General features: G+C 71.9%; 17 protein-coding genes. 8 read left to right on the top strand and 9 right to left on the bottom strand.

Annotated elements, in window-relative coordinates:
- Positions 1-3 precede the first annotated feature (3 nt).
- Positions 4-1,011 carry a LacI family DNA-binding transcriptional regulator gene (locus DEJ28_RS06390; RefSeq protein ID WP_258368054.1) on the bottom strand — a complete coding sequence of 336 codons (1,008 nt, stop codon included), beginning with the start codon at positions 1,009-1,011 and terminating at the stop codon, positions 4-6.
- A 278-nt stretch (positions 1,012-1,289) separates the two neighbouring features.
- On the opposite strand from DEJ28_RS06390, the gene DEJ28_RS06385 reads away from it, so the two are divergent.
- The 6 genes from DEJ28_RS06385 (at position 1,290) to DEJ28_RS06360 (ending at position 8,854) form a co-directional block, all read left to right on the top strand.
- On the top strand, positions 1,290-2,570 hold the full coding sequence (locus tag DEJ28_RS06385) for an ABC transporter substrate-binding protein (protein ID WP_258368055.1): 1,281 nt from the start codon (positions 1,290-1,292) through the stop codon (positions 2,568-2,570).
- An 87-nt stretch (positions 2,571-2,657) separates the two neighbouring features.
- Positions 2,658-3,632: a carbohydrate ABC transporter permease gene (locus DEJ28_RS06380; RefSeq protein WP_220034628.1), complete on the top strand. Its 975-nt coding sequence runs from the start codon at positions 2,658-2,660 to the stop codon at positions 3,630-3,632.
- Complete coding sequence (locus DEJ28_RS06375) at positions 3,629-4,609, top strand: carbohydrate ABC transporter permease (RefSeq protein ID WP_284180773.1); 981 nt, start codon at positions 3,629-3,631, stop codon at positions 4,607-4,609. The genes DEJ28_RS06380 and DEJ28_RS06375 overlap by 4 nt, the downstream gene beginning before the upstream one ends.
- Positions 4,609-6,285, top strand: coding sequence for a hypothetical protein (locus tag DEJ28_RS06370; RefSeq protein WP_111115593.1), 1,677 nt, complete (start codon positions 4,609-4,611; stop codon positions 6,283-6,285). The genes DEJ28_RS06375 and DEJ28_RS06370 overlap by 1 nt, the downstream gene beginning before the upstream one ends.
- Complete coding sequence (locus tag DEJ28_RS06365) at positions 6,282-8,192, top strand: DUF6807 family protein (RefSeq protein WP_111115594.1); 1,911 nt, start codon at positions 6,282-6,284, stop codon at positions 8,190-8,192. Before DEJ28_RS06370 ends, DEJ28_RS06365 begins: the two co-directional genes overlap by 4 nt.
- A 113-nt stretch (positions 8,193-8,305) precedes the next feature.
- On the top strand, positions 8,306-8,854 hold the full coding sequence (locus tag DEJ28_RS06360; protein WP_146248850.1) for a tetratricopeptide repeat protein: 549 nt from the start codon (positions 8,306-8,308) through the stop codon (positions 8,852-8,854).
- A 3-nt stretch (positions 8,855-8,857) separates the two neighbouring features.
- Here DEJ28_RS06360 and DEJ28_RS06355 read toward each other — a convergent pair whose 3' ends face one another.
- The 4 genes from DEJ28_RS06355 to DEJ28_RS06340 form a co-directional block, all read right to left on the bottom strand.
- Positions 8,858-10,330 carry a protein kinase domain-containing protein gene (locus DEJ28_RS06355; RefSeq protein ID WP_111115595.1) on the bottom strand — a complete coding sequence of 491 codons (1,473 nt, stop codon included), beginning with the start codon at positions 10,328-10,330 and terminating at the stop codon, positions 8,858-8,860.
- A gap of 183 nt (positions 10,331-10,513) precedes the next feature.
- Positions 10,514-12,403, bottom strand: coding sequence for a glycoside hydrolase family 43 protein (locus DEJ28_RS06350; protein ID WP_146248851.1), 1,890 nt, complete (start codon positions 12,401-12,403; stop codon positions 10,514-10,516).
- Positions 12,404-12,558: 155 nt separating this feature from the next.
- Positions 12,559-14,019: a pyridoxal-dependent decarboxylase gene (locus DEJ28_RS06345; RefSeq protein ID WP_111115597.1), complete on the bottom strand. Its 1,461-nt coding sequence runs from the start codon at positions 14,017-14,019 to the stop codon at positions 12,559-12,561.
- A 30-nt stretch (positions 14,020-14,049) separates the two neighbouring features.
- Positions 14,050-15,246 (bottom strand): ScyD/ScyE family protein, encoded by a 1,197-nt coding sequence (locus DEJ28_RS06340; protein ID WP_111115598.1) that lies wholly within the window; start codon positions 15,244-15,246, stop codon positions 14,050-14,052.
- Positions 15,247-15,557: 311 nt separating this feature from the next.
- On the opposite strand from DEJ28_RS06340, the gene DEJ28_RS06335 reads away from it, so the two are divergent.
- Positions 15,558-16,157 (top strand): dihydrofolate reductase family protein, encoded by a 600-nt coding sequence (locus DEJ28_RS06335; RefSeq protein WP_111115599.1) that lies wholly within the window; start codon positions 15,558-15,560, stop codon positions 16,155-16,157.
- A 119-nt stretch (positions 16,158-16,276) separates the two neighbouring features.
- Here DEJ28_RS06335 and DEJ28_RS06330 read toward each other — a convergent pair whose 3' ends face one another.
- The 3 genes from DEJ28_RS06330 to DEJ28_RS06320 all read right to left on the bottom strand — a co-directional run bounded on the left by DEJ28_RS06330 (position 16,277) and on the right by DEJ28_RS06320 (position 18,873).
- Positions 16,277-17,113: an ABC transporter permease gene (locus tag DEJ28_RS06330; protein ID WP_111115600.1), complete on the bottom strand. Its 837-nt coding sequence runs from the start codon at positions 17,111-17,113 to the stop codon at positions 16,277-16,279.
- Positions 17,110-18,030, bottom strand: coding sequence for an ABC transporter ATP-binding protein (locus DEJ28_RS06325; protein ID WP_111115601.1), 921 nt, complete (start codon positions 18,028-18,030; stop codon positions 17,110-17,112). The genes DEJ28_RS06330 and DEJ28_RS06325 overlap by 4 nt, the downstream gene beginning before the upstream one ends.
- Before the next feature lie 84 nt (positions 18,031-18,114).
- Positions 18,115-18,873: a glycoside hydrolase family 16 protein gene (locus tag DEJ28_RS06320; protein WP_111115602.1), complete on the bottom strand. Its 759-nt coding sequence runs from the start codon at positions 18,871-18,873 to the stop codon at positions 18,115-18,117.
- Positions 18,874-19,115: 242 nt separating this feature from the next.
- On the opposite strand from DEJ28_RS06320, the gene arr reads away from it, so the two are divergent.
- Positions 19,116-19,526 carry an NAD(+)--rifampin ADP-ribosyltransferase gene (gene arr, locus DEJ28_RS06315; protein ID WP_111115603.1) on the top strand — a complete coding sequence of 137 codons (411 nt, stop codon included), beginning with the start codon at positions 19,116-19,118 and terminating at the stop codon, positions 19,524-19,526.
- Positions 19,527-19,547: 21 nt separating this feature from the next.
- On the opposite strand, the gene DEJ28_RS06310 is transcribed toward arr, so the two are convergent.
- Positions 19,548-20,309: a glycoside hydrolase family 16 protein gene (locus DEJ28_RS06310; protein WP_111115604.1), complete on the bottom strand. Its 762-nt coding sequence runs from the start codon at positions 20,307-20,309 to the stop codon at positions 19,548-19,550.
- Between the last annotated feature and the right edge of the window lie 233 nt (positions 20,310-20,542).

Raw genomic sequence — 20,542 nt, 5'->3', positions numbered from 1 at the left:
GCGCTACCGCGCGGTACTCGCGCGCAGCACGACCTCGCCGTCGATCGCGCCGTCGGCCTCGAGCCCGAGCGCCCGCCGCACCGCCAGCGCGCCGATCTCCTCGAGCGGGAGCCGCACGGTACTGAGCGCCGGCACGACGTCGGCGAGCATCCGCACGTCGTCGAACCCCGCCACGCCGACGTCCACGCCGGGGACCAGCCCGCGCTCCCGGATCGCCGCCACCGCGCCGACCGCCATGAGGTCCGTCACCGCGAACACGCACCGCGGCAGCGCCGCGAGCCCGGCGGCCGCGCGGTCGAGGAGCACGGACATCGCCCGGTGGCCGCCGTCGCGGGAGAACTCGGACGTGACGATCGACGCGTCCGGCAGGCGGAGCCCGTGCGCAGCGAGTCCCGCCACGAACCCCTCGACCCGGGCGTGCGCCGTCACGAGGTCGGGGTCGCCGGCGAGCACGGCGAACGAGTCGTGCCCCTGCTCGACGAGCGCCCCGGCGAGGGACGCCGCCCCGCTGAGGTTGCGGATGACGAGCGGCTGCACGCCCCGGACCCCGGCGACCGCGCCGTCGAGGTCGGACACGAGCGCGGACACACCGGCCCCGGCCGCGATGAGCCCGGAGACGGCGGCGCCGAGGTCTGCGTCGCCCCCGAGGTGCCGGCTGACCGCCAGCACGACGGCCCGCGGGCGCAGGCCGGCGACGACGCCGAGCACGTCGGCCTCGCGTGCGGGGTCACCGCCGGTCGAGGTGATCGTGACGACCAGCCCCGCCTCGTCCGCCGCACGGATGGCGCCGGCCGCGATGGCCGCGAAGTAGGGGTCGGCGATGTCGCCGACGACGAGCGCCAGGGTCGTGGTCGTCCCGCGGGCCACTGCCTGCGCCTGCACGTTGGCGGTGTACCGGAGCTCTTGCGCGGCGGCGTGGACGCGGTCGACCGACTCCTGTCGGACCTTCCGCGTGCTGCCGTTGAGTGCCCGCGAGGCGGTCGCGAGCGACACGCCTGCCCGCTCAGCCACGTCGGCCAGGGTGACGGTGCCTCGCTCGGGCATGTCGTGCCTCCAGTCCGATCCGCGCAGCGCGCGGTCTGTGGTGAGGATAGCGATTTCCAGGAGGCGCGGGGCGGCTCCGCCCTGTTGCTGACGGACCGGAGACGGGGACGCCACCATGTCGGGACATTCGTCAGGAAAGCGCTTGCCAGACGGGCCGTCCTCGTGTAGACCTTGTGTCCTCGGCCGAGACACCCCGAACGCTCGCCCGCGGCAGCAGCCCGTGGCCCCGAACGAAAGCAGTGACGATGAAGTCATCCAAGAGAATGCTGGCACTCGCCAGCGGGATCGCCGCACTCGCGCTCCTCAGCGGTTGTGCGTCCGGCAGCTCCGGCGACAGCGGCAAGGTGGACAGCCTGACGTTCTGGCTGTCGACCTCGACGGCGCAGGAGAAGGGCTACCAGGACCTCGCGACGGACTACGAGAAGAAGACCGGCGTCGCGGTGAAGATCGTGAACCTGCCGTACGACGGCCTGCAGACGAAGCTCCGCGAATCCGCGCAGGCGAAGTCGCTGCCCGACGTCGTCCGCGCCGCGGGCATCGACCCGATCTGGACCGGCAAGACCGTCGACCTGTCCTCGATCGTCGACGACAAGGCCAACAAGATCGACACCGACATCATCGCGAAGGACGACGACGGCAAGGTCACCTCGATCCCGTCCGACGTCACCGCAGCGGGTCTGTTCGTGAACAAGTCGCTGTTCGAGAAGGCCGGCGTGGCCTACCCGACCGACCCGGCGAAGGCGTGGAGCTGGGACGAGTTCCTCAAGGCCGCCGACCAGGTGAAGGCGAAGACCGGCGCGAAGTACGACCTCGTGTTCGACTCGTCGCCCTCGCGACTGCGCGCCTACATGTTCACCAAGGGCACCGACTTCATGCAGCAGAAGAAGGACGGCTCGTTCCCGAACGACGCGAAGACCGTCGCCGCGCTGCAGGACTTCGCCGACATGAACGACGACTCGACCATGCCGAAGTCGGTGTGGACGAGCGGGCAGGACCCGAACGCCCTGTTCAAGAGCGGCCAGGTCGTGGCGTACTTCTCCGGCGTCTGGCAGTCCTCGGACTTCGCGTCGAACATCACCGACTTCGACTGGGCGAGCGCTGCGACCCCGGCCGACCCGACGCACGCGACCGAGATCAACTACGGCGGCAACATCGTCGGCTTCGAGAACTCGGACGCCCGCGGGAAGGCAGCGAAGAAGTTCATCGACTTCATGTACGACCCGACGAACTACGCGAAGCTCGTGACGACGAACGGCTTCCTGCCGGTCGAGACCGGGCTGGACATCTCCTACCCGTTCGAGTCGCAGGCCGCGAAGGACTCGTTCGCGCTGTACCAGAAGGAGATCGACGCAGCCGATCCCATCTCGAGCTCCTACGCCAAGGAGAGCGCCAAGTGGGCCGTCGAGGGCAAGGAACTCGGCACCGACCCGACCACGGCCGAGGTCGGCAAGCTCATCAACGGTCAGCAGTCCGCCAAGGAGACCCTGTCGACGATCACGAAGTACTACGAGGACCACGTCGGGTGACGTGCGCGTGGCCGGGTGTGGCAGCACCCGGCCGCGCTGCTCGGTCCTGACAGCCGAACCACCGCACGACGAACGAAGAGGATCATCGTGAGCATCCCCACCGCAGCCGGCGACGTGCAGACCGCCGTGCCCACCCCGGTCCCGCCCGGCAGGCCCGGCGCCGCTCGGACGACGAAGCGCCGCCGCTCCGGCGTCAGCCGACCCGTCCTCGCCCCGATCCTGTTCGTGAGCGTCAACGCCGTCCTGTTCGTGGTGTTCTTCGTCTGGCCCGCCGTCATCGGCCTCGGCTACTCGTTCACCGACTACAACGGTGTCGTCGACCCGAAGTTCATCGGCCTCGAGAACTACTTCGAGCTCTTCGCCGACAACACCTTCTACGCGGCGCTGCTCCGCACGTTCGTCTACGCCATCGTCGCGGTGCCGCTCGGCTTCGTCCTGGCGCTGTCGATGGCCCTCATGCTCACGAGCCCCGCGGCGAAGGGCAGGAGCGTCGCCCGCATCGTGTTCTTCGTGCCGTGGCTCATCTCCCCCATCGTCACCGGTGTGATCTGGCGGTGGATGTTCGGCGAGAACTTCGGCCTGGCGAACTTCGTCATCGAGTCCTTCGGCGGCAAGGCGGTGCCGTGGCAGTCGAACGCGGACCTGTCGCTGCTCGTCGTGGTGTTCGCCACCGCGTGGGCCGGGGCGGCGTTCAACATGCTGCTGTTCGTCGCCGCGATCCGGAACGTGCCGCCGTCGTACTACGAGGCCGCGTCGCTCGACGGTGCCGGCGCCTGGCACCAGTTCCGCTACATCACGTTGCCGAGCATCGCGCCGACGTCCTTCATCGTGATCCTGCTGTCGTCGCTCGGCGCCTTCAAGGAGTTCGCCACGATCCAGGCGCTCAACGGCGGCGGCCCCGGTACCGACAACAACCTGCTCGTGCAGTACATCTACACGAACGGGTTCCAGAACGCCCACATCGGCTACGCGAGTGCGGCGTCGATGGTCCTCATGCTCATCCTCATGGCCATCGCGCTCATCCAGCTGGCCGTGAACCGTCGGACGGAGGCCCGTCGATGACCGCCACCATGCCCGCACCCGGCACCCCGGGCACCCCCGGCACCCCGGGCACCCCCGGCACCCCGGGCACCCCCGGCACCCGGGGCACAGCGACCCGAGGCACGACGGCCACGGCGCGCACGAACTCCAAGCGCGCCCGCAAGCAGGCCCACCAGGGCCCGCCCCGCCCCAAGGCCATCGCGGCGACCGCCCTCCTCTGGGTCTTCATCATCGCGTTCGGTTTCCCGGTCCTCTGGTTCGTCCTGAGCGCCTTCAAGCCCGGCGGCGAACTGTTCTCGTACCCGCTCACCCTGCTCCCGAAGACGTGGTCGATCAGCGGCTTCGTCGAGGCCTGGTCGAGCTACGACTTCGCCCGGTACTTCGGCAACACGATCATCGTCGCCCTCGTCACCACGGTCCTGACCGTCCTGGCGAGCGCCGCCACCGGGTACGCCCTGGCGAAGTACGACAACAAGTGGCTCAAGGTGTTCTTCGTCTGCATCCTCGCGACGACGATGCTCCCCACGGAGGTCATCCTCGCGCCGACGTTCATCGTGATCCGCGACCTCGGCATGTACGACTCGCTGGCCGGCATCATCGTGCCGTCGGTCATCACCGCGACCGGCATCTTCATGTTCCGGCAGTTCTTCATCACGGTGCCGGACGACCTCGTCGAGGCCGCCCGCATCGACGGTGCAAGCGAGTTCGGGATCTTCTGGCGCATCATGCTGCCGATCTCCCGGCCGATCATGCTGACGCTCGCGATCTTCTCGTTCCAGTGGCGCTGGAACGACTACATCTGGCCGCTGCTGGTCCTCAACGACCCGCACCAGTTCACGATCCAGATCGCCTTGCAGAGCATCGTCGGGGCCGAGAACGTCAACTGGACGGTCCTGCTCGGCGCCTCGGTGATCTCGATCATCCCGCTGCTGCTCCTGTACCTGGTGTTCCAGAAGTACGTGAACGGCGCGGACCTCAACGCGGGTCTCAAGGACTGATGGGCTTCCTCGACGCCGTCGGCCCGGCCGCCGACGCGGAGGCCGCCCGCCTCCGGCTCGCCGACGACGACCCAGCGACGCTCCAACACCGTGAACTGATGGCACGCGCGCTCACCTTGGTCGGTGCGTGGGTCCGGAGCGGGCCTGGAGGAACGGATCACCACGACCCGGACCTCGCCACCGCGCACGGCTGGGTCCGGCACCTCGCGGCCCGGCAGTCACCGGGCGGCACGTTCGTCGGCGGTGACAACGTGCTCTCGCCGCCGGACTCGGCGTTCACCGTCAACGACGTCTGCGACGCCCTCCAGCTGCTGGCCCCCTACCGGGACTCCGTCCCGGCAGCGGCGGAACTCGCTGACGACCTCGACGCGATCGTCCGGCGAGCGGCCCCGGCGCTCCTGACCGGCGGCGTGCACACGCCGAACCACCGGTGGGAGATCGCGGCCGCACTCGCCAGGATCCACCGACTCCACCCGGACGCCGCGCTCGTCGCCCGGATCGACGAGTGGCTCGCCGAGGGGCCCGACATCGACGCGGACGGCCTCTGGTCGGAGCGGAGCCCGAACTACGCGGCGGCGGTGTCGTGCCCGTCGTTCCTCGTGCTCGCGGAGGTGCTCGAACGCCCGGCCCTGCTCGATCCGGTCCGCCGGTCCCTCGACGCCACGCTCGCGCTCCTCCTGCCCGACGACACCGTCGAGACCGTGCAGTCCCGCCGGCAGGACCAGTCGAAGCCGTTCGGCATCGGCGCCTTCGCTCCGCTGCTGTGGCACGTCGCCGTCCTCGACGGGCGTGCTGACCTGGCCGCGGTCGCCGCCCGGGCCGCGGTCGCCGAGATGTGGCAGCCGGGAGCCGTCGCCGCCCGCGCCATGACCGACCCGATCCTCGCCCGTCCACTCCCCGAGGCGGCTCCGCTCCCCCTCGGGACCGCGCACTTCGCCGCTGCCCGAGTCGTGCACGTCCGCGAGGCCGACCGGAGCGTCGTGCTGTTCGCCGGGTCGGACGTCCCCGCCACCGGTCACGTCCGCTCCGGCCTCGCCAACAGCCCGACGTTCCTCCGCGTCCTCGCGGGCGACGTCGTGCTGTCGGACGTCCGGCTGTCGCGGGAGTTCTTCGGCCTCGGCCCCTTCCGGCCGACCGTGCTGGACGACCTGGGGGACGGGCGCTTCCGCCTCACCGAGACGGTGTCCGCCGGCTACCACCAGCCGCTGCCGACCGCTGCCCGGCGGAGCGACGGCGCGTACGAGCTCGGCGACGAGGGACGGTTCTCGGCGTCGATGGCCTTCGACGCACGAGACCAGGACCGGGTCTCGCTCACCACGACGGTCGAGGTCGCCGTCACGCCCGACGCGGTCGTGCTCGACGTCGTGACCGAGGGCGCCGACGTGCCGTGGTCGTTGCAACTCACCTTCCGCGCCGGGGGTACCTTCTCGGGTGTGAGCACCGACGCCGCGACCCGGGAGCGCGTCCTCGTCGCGGGCGACGGGCGCTACCGCGCTGGCTCCTCGTCGATCACGTTCGGGCCGGGCAACGGCAGCGGTCCGGAGCAGCCGGCGTTCTACGCGCCGGGGCAGGACTACGCGTTCCTCGGCGGCACGGACCGACCCGACGGCGAGCACGTCCAGGTCACCGGTCGCTCCCCCGGCCGGACCCGCATCAGGATCGGCACCGGTCGATGACCCTGCCGGGCGTGGTGCTCGTCGGGGCGCGCGGGTACGGCCTGCACCACCGCGCGAACATCGACCGACTGGTCGCCTCGGGCGTGTGCACGCTGACCGCCGTCGTCGACCCCACGCTCGGCGCCGCGACGGACGGTGGCAGCCCCGTCGCGACCGACGTCGTCGCCGCCCGCGAGCACGGTCCCGTCGACGTCGTCGTGATCGCGGCCCCGATCGGCGCGCACCTGCCCCTCGCCGTCGCCGCGCTCGAGTCCGGCGCGGACGTCCTCCTCGAGAAGCCGCCGGTGACCACCCGTGAGGCCCTCGCCAGCCTGCTCGACGCCGAGCGCCGGACCGGCCGTGTCGTCCAGGTCGGGTTCCAGAGTCTCGGCTCCGATGCGCTCCCCGCCTTCCGCGACGGGTCGCTCGTCGGCACGGTCCGCTCCGCCGCCGCCGTCGGCACCTGGACGCGGAGCCGTGCGTACTGGGACCGCTCCGGGTGGGCCGGACGGCGCCGGGTCGGCGGGGTCGACGTGCTCGACGGCGTCGTCACGAACCCCCTCGCGCACGCCGTCGCGACCGCCCTGGCGTTGGTCGGCTGCCGTCGCGCGGCCGACGTCGCGCGGGTCGAGGTCGAGCTGTACCGGGCGAACGCGATCGACGGTGACGACACCTCGGCTGTCCGGGTCACCTCGGCCGCCGGGCTCGAGGCGACCGCCGCCCTCACGCTCTGCGGGCCGAGCGAGGTACTCCCCACCGTGCGGGTCCGCGGCACGACCGGCAGCGCGGTCCTGCACTACACGTCGGACGAGGTCACGGTGGACGGCGTCACCGAGGCCGTGGGCCGGACCGACCTGCTCGAGAACCTCCTCGCGCACCGGTCGTCCGGCGACGAGCTGCTCGTGCCGCTCGTCTCCACGGGGGCGTTCGTCGAGGTCCTCGAGGCCGTCCGCGCCACCGAACCCGTCCAGATCGACCACCCCTGGGTGACGTGGGAGGGCGAGGGCCCCGACCGACGACCGCTGGTGACCGACATCGAGGCGATCGTCGACCGCGCGGCGGACGAACGCGCGCTGTTCTCCGAGGTCGGCGCCCCCTGGGCCCACACCGCCACGGACGAGGTGCTGCAGGTCCTGCGCGTCGACGGGGCGGAGGTCGCCACCGAACGTGACGGCGCCGGCACCATCGCCACGTCCTCCCCCCGTCCGTACCTGCACCCCGTCCGGACGCTCGGCGGCTCCGTCGTCACGGCGCACCACCCCGCCGACCACGACTGGCACTGCGGTGTCGGGTTCGCCGTCCCCGACGTGGAGGGCGTCAACTGCTGGGGTGGTCGGACGTACGTGCACGGCCAGGGCTACGTCTGGCGGGATGACCACGGCAGCGTCGAGGTCGTGCACGCCGAGCAGCACGGTGGGCAGCACGGTGGGACGACCACGCAGGAGCTCGTCTGGCGCGGGCCGGACCGCGCGGTGGTCCTCCACGAGGACCGCCTCCTCGCGTGGCGAACGGTCGACAGCGGCTGGGAGCTGACCTGGTCGTCGTCGTTCCGCTCCCCCGGCCCGCACGTGGTCCACCTCGGCGGCCCGGGCAGCAACGGCCGGGTCGGCGCGGGCTACGGCGGGTTCTTCTGGCGGTTCGCCGCCTGCGACGACATCACCGTCCGCACCGCCAACGCGGAGGGCGAGGACGCCGTGCACGGGTCGGTCGCACCCTGGGTCGAGTGGTCAGCGGTCTTCGACGGCAGCCCGGCCTCGATCCGGCTCGAAGCGCTCGACCACCACGACCCGTGGTTCGTCCGCGCCGCCGAGTACCCCGCCGTCGGCTCCGCGCTCGCCTGGCAGCAGCCGGCCCTCGTCCGCCCGGACATCCCCCTCGTGCGGTCCTTCCGCGCGACGGTCGCCGACGGCCTCCTCCCCCAGCGCTGACCGCCGCGCGCAACCAGCGTCGAAGCCGCAGTCGTACGACAACCGCGACGTCGCAAGGCCGCGCGCGCAACGACCACGCCGGCCCCGCCGTCCGCGCCACTACCCTGGTCCGCATGACCGAGACGCACGACGCGACCACCACCGGACGGGAGGCGCGTGGCGGAGATGTGACGCGCCTCCAGGCCGGTGATTGGGAGCACCAGATCGCCGCTCTCTGGAGTGACGAGACCGTCGACGACGCGGCGCGCACCGCGCGCATGCGCGACCTGGCGGCGCGTGCACCGCACCCCGCGCTCGGTGCGTTCGAACTGGGCGGGGCGCTCGACTCCGCGGGGCACGAGGCCGAGGCGGACGTGCACTACACGGCCGCGACGGCCGCCGGTCTGGCGGACGTCGACCCGGTGCGCGCCGCGCAGCTCGTCGTGCAGCACGCATCGACCCTGAGGAACCTCGGTCGTGTCGAGGAAGCGATCGCGATGCTCCGAGACGCCCCCGAGCACCCGGCGACCGGTGCCGCGCCGCGGGTGTTCCTCGCGCTCGCGCTGCACAGCGCCGGGCGGCACGACGAAGCCCTCCGCGTGGCGATCGAGGCTGTCGAGCCGACGCTGCCGCGCTACAACCGGTCGGTCCGTGCCTACGCGGCGGCGCTCACCGAGGGCTGACGGCTAGTTGCCGGTCCGCTGCCCGAGCGGGATGGACTCGCTCGTGGTGCGGAGCGACTCCTGCCGGAGCTCGAGCTGCGTGACGGCCAGCGCGGCCAGGTCACGGAGGTTCTCGAGGTCCGCCTCGGTCGCCTGGCGAGCACGGGTGTCGAGCACGGCGAGGGTGCCGATCGCGGTCCCGTCGTGCTTGACCAGCGGCACGCTGACGTAGAACCGGATGCCGAGCGGACCGGTGACGAGCGGGCTGTGCTGCATCTCCGGGTGCGTGGAGCCGTCCGGGATGACGACCGGGATCGGCACGGGTGCGAAGCCGTTCCGGAAGCTGATGCTCCGTGCGGACTCGTCGACACCTTCGGCGATGTAGGACTGCGACCACTCGCGGTCCTCGTCGAGCACCTCGACCAGGGCGATCGGAGCGTCGAAGAGCCGGGCAGCCATCGCCGTCGTGCGCTGCAGGGACTCGTTGGGTAGGGAGTCGAGCGTGGCGGGGCGGGCCGCGTCGGGGTCGGTGCCGGTGCGGGTCCCGGTGCCGGTGCCGGTGCCGGTGCTGCCGGCGTCGGTGCCGGGCCGGGGCTCGGCGGGCATCGGCGCGGTGTCGACCGTGGGGTCGACGACGTGGTCGCTGCCGGAGGTCTCGGCGATGACGACGTCCCGCAGCAGCGTGACGAGTTCGGCACCGAGTGGGCGCGCGGCCGGGTCCTGCGCGGTCATCGCGCGGAGCAGCTGCTTCCAGTGCTCGGGCAGGGGCTCGGGGACGACGGGGTCGCGGGAGAGCCGTGCGACGGCGGACTCGACCAGTGAGCCGGGGAACTCCCGGCGCCGGGTGAAGCACTGCAACAGGACGAGGCCGAGCGAGTACACGTCGCTCGCCGGCCCGACGTCGCCACCGCGCGCCTGCTCCGGGCTGAGGTAGGCGGCCGTGCCCGTCGTCACGCCGTCGGCCGTCAGCCGCTCGACCCCTGCGGCGAGCGCGATGCCGAAGTCCGTCAGCCGGGCACGGGCACGGTCGGAGTCGTTGCCGTAGTCGACGAGCAGGATGTTCGACGGCTTGATGTCGCGGTGCACGACACCGTGGGCGTGGATGTAGTGGAGCGCCTCGGCCATGTCGTAGCCGATCTCGGCGATGTGCCGCGACGCGAGCGGGCCGACGGACAGTCGGGCCTCGAGGTCCTGGCCGACGACGAGCGCCATCACGATGAAGCGCTGCTGCGTGCCGTCCTGGCCGGTGACGATGCCGGCGTCGAGCAGGCTGACGAGGTTGTGGTGCTCGAGGGAGGCGAGGACGCCGAGCTCGGCCTCCTGCCGGGCGATGTCGACGATGCCGGCGTGGAAGACCTTGATCGCGACCGGGCGGTGGAGGCTCTCGTCCACCCCGCGGTACACGACGGACATCCCGCCCTGCCCGATCGCCGCTTCGAGGCGGTACCGCCCGTCGAGGAGCGGTGATCGCCCCTCGTGTCCTTCACTCGGACCCATCACACCCTCGTTCTCGGCAGCAGCACGCAACGATGCATCATCGCATCGCGGCGGAGCGGGGGCCGACCGGACTTCGTTCTCCGGCTCAACGGGGGCGAGGACGCCGCCTCGGGGCGGGTTTCTGACGCGTGAGATCGCACTTTCGCGGCCGACGGGGCCGGCGAGGGCCGCGAAAGTGCGATCTCACCGCGCAGAGTCCGCCGTCCGCACCGTGCTCACCCGCAGGTCGTCGAACGTGCTCGTGAACCCCGCCCCACCGAGCGAGATCAGCCCGACCCGCGGGCTCGACCCGAGGTCCGCGGTCCAGGTCCCACCCCGGACGAAGTGCCGACCGTCGACGCTGGTGTACGCGGTGTACCGGTCGTCCCCGCCGACGACACGGTGCACGATCCGCAGCGTCGTCCGGTCCCCCACCGGCCCGACGACCATGTTCCCGTAGTTCGGCGCTCCCGCGGGTTGCGGCGAGACCTCCTTCCCGAACTCCGTCTGCCGCGTGTTGAAGATCGAGTTCGAGGTCAGGCGGACGTAATTGCCGTCGTCCCCGTACACGATGAGCCCGCCCTGCACGTAGTTCACCCCGTCGCCGGTGGCCGGGGTGTCGACGGCGACGGTCGTCTGGAGGACGTAGTCGCCGCGCGGCGCCGGTTCGGTGAGCACCGAGGCGAGCGGCGTCGCCGGCGGGTGGATGTCGGCGGCCTGCGTCTGCCAGCGGAACGCACCGCCGCTGACGGTCCAGGTCGACGCGGCGGGTTCGCGGGTCCAGGTGAGCGCGGGTGGCAGCGCGGAGCCGTCGAACGACGTCGAGGCCGAGCGGATCAACCGCCCCGGCACGTCCACTGTGGCGATCGACGCGCGGTACGTCGCCCGCTGCCCCGGCTGCGCCACGGGGCCCGGTTGCACGGTGTCGGAGGGTCCGGCGCCTCCGCGGACCACCGGCCAGCCCCGTACCCAGTCGAGCGGGTCGATGAGCACCGGACGCTTCGTGTAGGTCGCCTGCCCCGCGTAGTACGGGTCCTTCCGGTCGACCGCGTGGTAGACGATCCAGTCCTGCCCGGCGAAGTCGGTGACGACGGTGTTGTGCCCGGTCCCGACCCAGCGGTTCCCGTTCTGCGCGAGCATCGGTGTGCCGCCGACCCGGGTGCTGGTGATGGCGACCCCGTCCTGGTCGGTGAACGGGCCGAGCGGGCTGCGGGATCGGGCGACGAAGACGCCGTACCCGGTGAGGGCGCCGTTGCAGCAGTTCGTGGCGGATCCCATGAAGTACCACCACCCGTCGTGGTGCATCAGGTACGCGCCCTCGTACCGGTTGTCGATCGCGATCTGCCGCTCCGTCGACGGGTCGGAGCGCAGGCCGTCGGCAGTCAGACGCCGGACGTTCACGCCGCCGAAGTAGCTGCCGAAGTACACGTAGGTGCTCCCCCCGTCGGTGATGACCTCCGGGTCGAACTCCCAACGCCCTCCCGGAGCGACCACGGGTCCGCCGGAGTCGGTCCACGGCCCGGTCGGGCTGGAGCTCGTCGCCACGCCCACTGCCGATCCACCGCCGGTGGGGGCCGTCGCGGTCGGGGTGTCCGACGCGGCGTAGTAGAGGTACCAGGTCCCGGCGCTGCCGTGACTGCCGGCGCGGTACACGACGTCGGGGGCCCAGATGCCGTTGGCGTTCCCCACCCATGCGGGCTTCGTCGGGAAGGCGTCGTTCACGTACGTCCAGTGGGTGAGGTCGGTGGACCGGTAGGTCGGCACGCCGTGCTGCACGAGGGAACCGTCCGGGTTCTGCTCGCTCGCGGTCAGCGCGTCGGTCGTGCAGTACAGGTACCAGTTCCGGTCGCGCCCGGCGCCGCGGATGACGGTCGGGTCCGCGCAGCTCGCCGCCGTCTGCCCGTCGGGCAGCGCGAGCGCCATCGGGTTCTGGTGCGTGGGTGCCGCGCCGCCCTGGTGGGTCAGGGCCCCGCCAGGTGCGGACGTCGTGCCCGCGGCGAGCGCTGGTACCGCGTCGGCACCGGCCTGGAGGAACGTGGTCGCGAGACCGGCGACCGTCACGATCGCGAGGAGTGCCTTGGTTGATCGGCGCACGGTGGACCTGCTCTCGTCGTCGAGGAGCGTGCTGACGAGCGCGAGCGTACGCCCGCCGCGGAGATCGGGGACCGGTTCGTCCCCGCACCGCGCCGTCCCCGCACCGCACCGCACCGCACCGTCCGAAACCACGCCGTCCGAAACCGTGCTGTCCCTCACCGCGCGGTCGCGTCGACCGCGCGGCGCACCGCCTCGATCGCGAACCGCACGTCGTCGTCGTCCGTCGACCAGTTGCTGACGGAGATGCGGAGGACGTCGAGCCCGCGCCACCGCGAGCCGGACATCCACACCGCTCCCTCCTCGATGAGCCGGGCGGTGACGGCCCTGGTGCGCTCGTCGGAGCCGAACGTCACGCACACCTGGGTGAACACGACGTCGTTGACGACCTGCGCGCCGGGGAGCGCCCGGAGTCCGTCGGCCAGGGCTCGGGCGTTCGCGACGAGGCCGTCGACGAGGTCGACGACGCCGCTCCGTCCGAGCTGGCGGAGTGCCGCCCACACCGGGACGCCCCGGGCCCGCCGGGACATCTCGGGCACGAGGTCGAACGGTTCGGAGACGTCCGCCGGGTCGCGGATGAGGTACGCCGTGCTCGTCCCGAGTGCGGCTCGGGTGACGGACGGCCGGGAGACGATCGCGACCCCGCAGTCGTAGGGCACGTTGAGGGTCTTGTGCGCGTCGGTCGCCCACGAGTCCGCCGTCTCGATCCCGTCCAGGCCGGAACCGGCACCGCCGTCGGAACCCTCGCCGTCGCCGGAACCGGGACCGGAACCGGAACCGCCTCCGACCGCCGCTCGGAACGCCGGACTCGCGGCCGCCCACAACCCGAACGCGCCGTCGACGTGCACCCACGCACCGTGCTCGTGGGCGAGCGCGATCGCGGCGCGCATCGGGTCGAACGCCCCGGAGTGCAGGTTGCCCGCCTGCAGGCAGGCGATCACCGGCCCGTCGACCCGGTCGAGGTGTGCCCGGAGGTCGTCGACGAGGATCCGTCCCTGGTCGTCCGCGTCGACGAGCGTCGGCGTCCCGAACCCCAGGTAGCGGAGTGCGAGGTCGAGGGAGGTGTGCCGTTCCGCGCCGGCGAGGACGGTCACCTGCGGCGCACCGGTGAGCCCGGCGGTGTTGACGTCCCACCCGACGCCGTCGAGCACCCAGGCGCGAGCCGCCGCGAGCCCGGTCCAGTTGGCCATCGTCGCGCCGGTCGTGAAGCCGACGTCGGACTCCGGTGGCAGCCCGAGCACGTCGAGCAGCCACGTGCCCGCGACCTGTTCGAGCGCGGCGGTGGCCGGCGTCGGGTAGCGCATGGCTGCGTTCTGGTCCCAGGCGCTCACCAGCCAGTCAGCACCCATCGCGGCGGGCAGCGTCCCGCCGATCACCCACCCGAAGAACCGCCCGGACGGCATCGCCATGAGCCCGGGTCCGGCGAGCGCCGCGAGCTCGTCGACGACCCCGGCCGGGTCGGACGGCCCGGCCGGGAGCGGACGGTCGAGGGCAGCGAGCACGCCCTCGACGTCCAGTTCCGGTCGGACCGTCCGGTCGGGCAGGCTGGTGATCCAGTCGAGCGCGTGCACCGCCGCACGGTCCAGCGTGCGGCGGTACTCGCTCGGATCGATCTCCACGACGTCAGTTCCCGTCGTCCGCCCGGTCCCTCACTGCCAGCCGCGCGCCCCGTCGTCACCCCAGCGGGAGTGGTTGTGGCTGTCGCTGATGCTCCAGCGGACCACCTTCCCGATGGGCTGCGGGTTGCCGGTCTCGTCCGGCACGAACGCGTCGGTGGTGGCGTACACGGCGCCGTTCCGGAGTTCGATCGCGGCGGGCGAGCTCACCGCGAAGGTCTGCACCGTGCGACCCGACCACGGCGAGACGACCGAGATCTGACCGGTACCGGCTGCGCCGCCGAACAGCTCGGTGACGAGCACTGCGCCGGACCGCTGGTCGACCGCGAGGTTCGTCGCGCCGACGAACCCGGTCGCGACGCGCTGCACGGCGCCGTTCCACGGGTTCACCTTGTAGACGCTCCCGCGTGCTCCGAGGGAGGCACTCTCCGGGCCACCCGGCAGGGTCGACACGTAGAGCCAGCCGTCGGGGCCGCGCTCGACGTCGGTCGGGACCGGCTCGAAGGCGTACCCGTAGCCGACCACGCACGCGGGGAACCCGAATTCAGCGGCCGTGGCAGCGTCGACGCGGATCGGCGGCTGGGGCGGCAGCACGGCGACGGTCGAGACGCGACCGTCGTAGCCCACCCGGAGGACGTCGTTCCCACCGGCGTCGGCGACGTACACGCCCTCACGCTGGGCGAGGGACGCGTACGGGTGCGAGTCGACCACCCCGCGGTACCGCGCGGGCCCGGCCGGACCCGTCGGGTCGACCTGCGCCGCGCAGGCCGACGGCAGTCCGCGGAAGCCGTAGCCGTTGACGCGGTCCGGGTTCACCCGGGCCTCGTACGCGCCGAGGTCAGCGAGCTGCCGTGCCGCCCCGCGCGGCGGCAGCACCATGAGGCGTGCGACGCCGTTCGGCTGGTCGTTCTGGGCGTAGTAGACCGAGTCGGCGCGCGAGGACACCGCGCCGATCTCCAGCCCGGTGGGAGCGGTCGCGAGGGTCGTCCGGGTCGCGCCGGGACCGACCCGGGTCAGCTGACCGGCGAAGTTCTGCGCGACGTCGACCCGACCGCGCTGGTCGACCTCGAGGCTGAGCGGCGAGACGAGTCCGGTCGCGAGGGTGGTGGCGGTGCCGAGCCGGAGGCCGGGCAACCGGTGGTCGCTGCCGCCCGCTTGGGCGGGGGCGCCGACGGCCACGGTCGCGAGTGCGAGCGCGGCGACGGCGCCGACGAGGATGGTGCGTTTCATGGTGATGCGCTCCTTGGTGGAGGATCCGGGTACGAAGACGCGCGACCGCACAACGAGGCGGTCGGGGAGTCTGGAGGCGGCTGCGGCGAGAAGAGCGCCGGCCGTCGCGTCGGGCACCACGGGTGGGCGGGCACGACGTCGTGGCCGCTCGCGGGTTCCGTGGGCGTCGGCGGGTTCAGGGCCGACACGGGGCACCCTATGACTTCCCTGAGACGTTGTCACGCTTGGTTCCGGTACCGAACGATCCTGTCGTCCGGCCCCGGGCGGGCGTAGCCTCGCTGCCACTGGCCGGTTCGACGAAGGAGTCCGACGTGCCCGCTCGATTCGTGTACTGGATGAACGTCTCGCTCGACGGGTTCATCGAGGGCCGTCCCGGAACGGCGGGCGAGCTCGGGGAGCCCGAGTGGATCCGCATCGACGAGCCGCTGCACCGCTTCTTCAACGAGCGGGCGGCGGCGATGACGATGGGCGTCGAGGGCCGCGTGATCCACGACATGATGGACCCGTTCTGGCCGGATGCCCGGACGGACGAGTCGCTGCCCGACTACCTCCGCGAGTACGGCGAGATCTGGACGGCGATGCCGAAGGTGCTCGTGTCCCGCTCGCGGACGGCGGCCGACCACAACACGACGATCTTCGGCGAGGGCGCCATCGCCCGGCTCGCGACGCTCCGCGACGAGTCCGAGGGCGACATCGGCGTCGGTGGTGCGGACATCGCGACGCAGCTGCTCGCCGCGGGGCTGCTCGACGAGCTCATGATCTTCACGCACCCCGCCCTGCTGGGCGCGGGGCGCCCGCTCTTCGACTCCCCTGCCGACGCGATCCAGCAGCCGCTGCTGCTGGACCTGCTGGAGCACCGGACGTTCGACAACGGCGTGACGCTCCACCGGTACGAGATCCTGCGGAGATGACGGACGGGAGCGCGCCCCGCTGAGCGCTGACGCGCCAGCGTCACGCGGGGCGCGCCGACCGAGCCTGCGAGGGAGGAGTGCCAGCTGGCACCGCGCCTCCAGTCCGGATCGTGGTCGCGTCAGACGTCGCGTCGACGTGCGACCGTGAGCGCGACCGCGCCCACGACGACCACCTCGGCCAGGAGGACGGCGAACCCGCCCCACCCGTCGAGGACGACGCCGGGCTGCTGCGGCGCGCCCGCGCCGGACGAGTACGCGAACAGGTGCCCGCCGGCCTGGGCCGGCAGGAACTCGACCACGTCCATCAGCCACTGCGCGTTGATCGCGCCCGCCGCCAGGGAGAGCACACCGGGCAGCACCAGGAGGAGCCCGAGGGTGATCGCGATGCCACCCGCGCTCGACCGGGCGAGCAGCCCGAAGCCGTAGGCGAGCAGGGCGAGGAGCGTGACGTACACCGACGCACCGAGGAGCGGCATGAACACCGACGGGTCGGCGAGGTCCACGTGCACGCCCTTGCCGGCCTGCAGCGCCGCGGAGGCGATGACGCCGATCCAGATCGAGACCGCGCTGACCACGAAGGTCGAGACCGCGAGGACCGCGGCCTTCGCCAGGATCACGCCGGTGCGACCCGGGTCGGCGGTGAAGGTGGACCGGATCTGCCCGGTGCCGTACTCGCCCGTGATGATGAGCACGCCGAGGACCGCGACGACGAGCGCCGTCAACGCGACGCTCGCGGTGTTGATCGTGACGAGGGTCTCGTTCGCGTCGTCCGTCGCGAGCGGGCCGTTCGGTTCGAGCGCGCTCCCGAGGAGCAGCGCCATCGCGATCGTCACGACGACGAGGATCGCGTAGCACCAGAGCGTGGACCGGATGCTGCGGAGCTTGATCCACTCGCTCCGGACGAGGCGGCCGAAGCCGAGGCGGACGGTGTCCGGCAGGGTGGTGGTGGCGGTCATCGGGTCTCCTCCGATCGGTACTCGACGTCGTCCCGGGTGAGGGCCATGTAGGCCTCCTCGAGGCTCGCGCCGCTCGGGGTGAGCTCGTGCAGCGGGACGCCGACCTGCGCGGCGATGTTCCCCACCGTCGTGGCGTCCGGCCCGACCACGAGGAACGAGCCGTCGTCGCGCGGGGTCACCGTCGCGTTCGGCCCGATCGCCTGGAACAGCTGGTCCGGGGCGGGCGTGCGGACGACCACCCGTGAGCCGCCGCCGTTCGCTTCGCCCGCGGCGAGGAACTCGGCGATCGGGGCGTCCGCCAGCACCTTGCCGCGGCCGAGGACGACGACGCGGTCGGCCGTCTGGGCCATCTCGCTCATGAGGTGGCTGGACAGGAACACGGTCCGGCCGTCGGCGGCCATCCGCCGGGCGAGCTGCCGCACCCAGACCACGCCGTCCGGGTCGAGACCGTTGACCGGCTCGTCGAGGATGAGGGTCTTCGGGTCGCCGAGGAGCGCCGCCGCGATGCCGAGCCGCTGGCCCATGCCGAGGGAGAACCCACCGACCCGCTTCTTCGCGACCGAGTCCAGCCCGGTCAGGTCGATGACCTCGTGCACGCGGGACTTCGGGATGCCGTGCGTCGCCGCGAGCGAGAGGAGGTGGTTGTACGCGCTCCGGCCCTGGTGGACGGCCTTCGCCTCGAGGAGGGCGCCGACCTGCCGCAGCGGGTCACGGAAGCTCTGGTACGGCTGGCCGTTGACCGTCGCCCGTCCCGCGGTGGGGCGGTCGAGCCCCATGATCATGCGCATCGTGGTGGACTTCCCGGCGCCGTTCGGGCCCAGGAAGCCGGTCACACTACCCGGCCGGACGACGAACGAGACGTCGTCGACGGCGGTCTTGGGACCGTACTGTTTGGTGAGGTGCTCAACTTCGATCACGGCGGCAACGCTATGGGAGGGGGCCCGCCGCCCGCGTCCACCGCAGGGCGGAGATGCCCTGCGCCGGACGGCGGACCCGTCGGGTCACCCCACGTAGTCGTACGTGCTGACCCAGTCGATGAAGAGGTGTCCGGTCGCGCCCCAGTTGCCCACCTGGAACATGTACCGGTGCGCGGTCTTCGGGACGTCCTTCGTGACCTTCTGGACGACCTTGCCGTCGACCAGGTAGGTCACCGACTTCCCGGGGATCCACTCGACGGAGTAGGTGTGCCAGCTGCGCCAGGACACCCCCGTCGATGCGCTGGTCGCGCTGGCCTCGTTCCCGGGCGTCATCGAGTGGTGGAACGCCATCGGCGTGGACTCGAAGTTGCCCTCCGGGAAGTCGATCTCCCCGTCGGACCACTTGTCGGAGGTCGGCCACAGCATGAAGGCCGCGCCGTTCCCGGTCCCGCCCGTCGCCTTGGCACGGACCGAGAACTTCCCGCCGACGTGCGTCCATGCGTCGGTCGGGGTCCCGAAGGTGCCCGCCGTACCGTTCTTGCCGTCGAGCACGACGTCCATGAGGCCGTCGTGCGAGCTGACCTGGGTGCCGGCGGAGTACATGCCTCCGCTGCCGTCCGGGTACGGCTGCCAGGACTTCGCGTAGGTCTTCGCGAACTGCCCCTTCGCCGACGCGGTGGTGCTGAAGTTCTCGACGAACTGCTGCTGGAAGGATCCGACGTTCCCGCGCGGTGCCGACGTCCCTGCGAAGGCGGCGCTTCCCTGTCCCAGCGGCACGGCGATGAGCGCGGCGCTGAGGAGCACGGCGGCGAGCGTGGCTCGCTTGGTGGTGCGTTTGTGCATGAGCTGTCACTCCCTGACGTGACTCGTGGCGTCTGGTCCGGACGCCAGGACGACCGCATCTCGGTCGCCCGTCGAGGGAGCGTAGTTGTTATTTGCAACGCCTATTGGGGGTTGACATCGCCGGGGAGCACGTGCTCGCAGGCTCGGGGGTGCAGGCACCGGTCCGACGACGCCGGCCTGCTCTGACGGCACCGGCTTGCTCTGACGGCACCGGCCCGCGCGCACGGCGCTACCCTGGCGCCGTGAGCGACGCACTCGACGACGGCCCCTTCTTCCACGGCACCAAGGCGGACCTGCCGGTCGGCGGCCTGCTGACCGCCGGGTTCCGGTCCAACTACCGGCCCGAGGTCGTGATGAACCACGTGTACTTCACGGCGGTGCAGGACGGTGCCGGCCTCGCCGCCGAGCTCGCCGCGGGCGACGGACTCCCCCGCGTGTACGAGGTCGAGCCGACCGGCGCCTTCGAGGACGACCCGAACGTCACCGATCGGAAGTTCCCCGGCAACCCGACGCGCTCCTACCGCAGCACCGACCCGATCCGCGTCGTCCGCGAGGTCACCGACTGGCCCCGGCTGTCCCCCGAGGCCCTGCAGGCGTGGCGGGACCGGCTCGCCGTGCTGGCCGCCGACGAGCGCGGCGCGATCATCAACTGACGACGGCCACCGCGCGGCGGGTCACTTCACGTAGTCGTACGTGGTGAACCAGTCGATGTAGAGGTGCCCCGTCTTGCCCCAGTTCCCGACCTGGAACATGTAGCGGTGCCCGGTCTTCGGCACGTCACGGGTGATCGTCTTGATGACCTTGCCGTCGAGTTGGTAGCTCACCGACTTCCCGGGGATCCACTCGATCGAGTACGTGTGCCAGCTCCGCCAGGAGGCACCCGTCCAGTGCTCGGTGGCGTTCATCTCGCTGCCGGGGACCATCGAGTGCTGGAAGACCATCGGCGACGTCTCGAAGTTCCCCTCGGGGTAGTCGATCTCGCCGTCCGCCCAGCGGTTCGAGTTCGGCCAGAGCATGAAGGCCGCACCGTTCCCGTCGCCGCCGGTCGCCCGGGCACGGACGGTGAACTTCCCGCCCACGTGGGTCCAGGCGTCCGCCGCCGTGCCGAACGTGCCGGCGGCACCCTTCTTCCCGTCGAGCAGGACGTCCATCACCCCGTCGTGGCCGCTGATCTGCGAGCCGGAGAAGTACATCCCCCCGGTGCCGTCCGGGTACGGCTGCCAGTTCTTGGCGTAGGTCTTCGTGAACTTCCCCTTCGCCGCGACCGCCGGCGTCGTGAAGTTCTCGACGACACGCTGCTTGAACTTGCCGATGTTCCCGATCGGCGCTCCGGCTGCCGCCTCGGCCGTCGAGCCCTGGCCGAGCGGCACGGCGACGAGCGTGGCGGTGAGGAGCACGGCCGCGACCGTGACCCGGAACGATGAGCGTTTCTGCATGCGCTGCCACTCCCTCAGTGACCTGCGGCGTCCGTCCCCTGGACGCCGGAACGGCCGGGCGTCGACCGTTCGCCGTGAACGCTAGTTGGCGTGCGGGGCCAGATCCGGGCTGCTCCGTCCCCAGTCTGAGGGGGCGCCGGTCCCCATTCCGAGGGTGTGCGGCCCGGTCTGTCCTCCGCCCGCCCGAGGCCGTTCCGGGCCGTTCCGCTCGTAGGGGGCCGTTCCGCTCGTTG

The organism is Curtobacterium sp. MCPF17_002 (genome assembly GCF_003234115.2).
GTDB lineage: Bacteria > Actinomycetota > Actinomycetes > Actinomycetales > Microbacteriaceae > Curtobacterium.
This window is presented reverse-complemented; position numbering and strand designations above follow the sequence as displayed.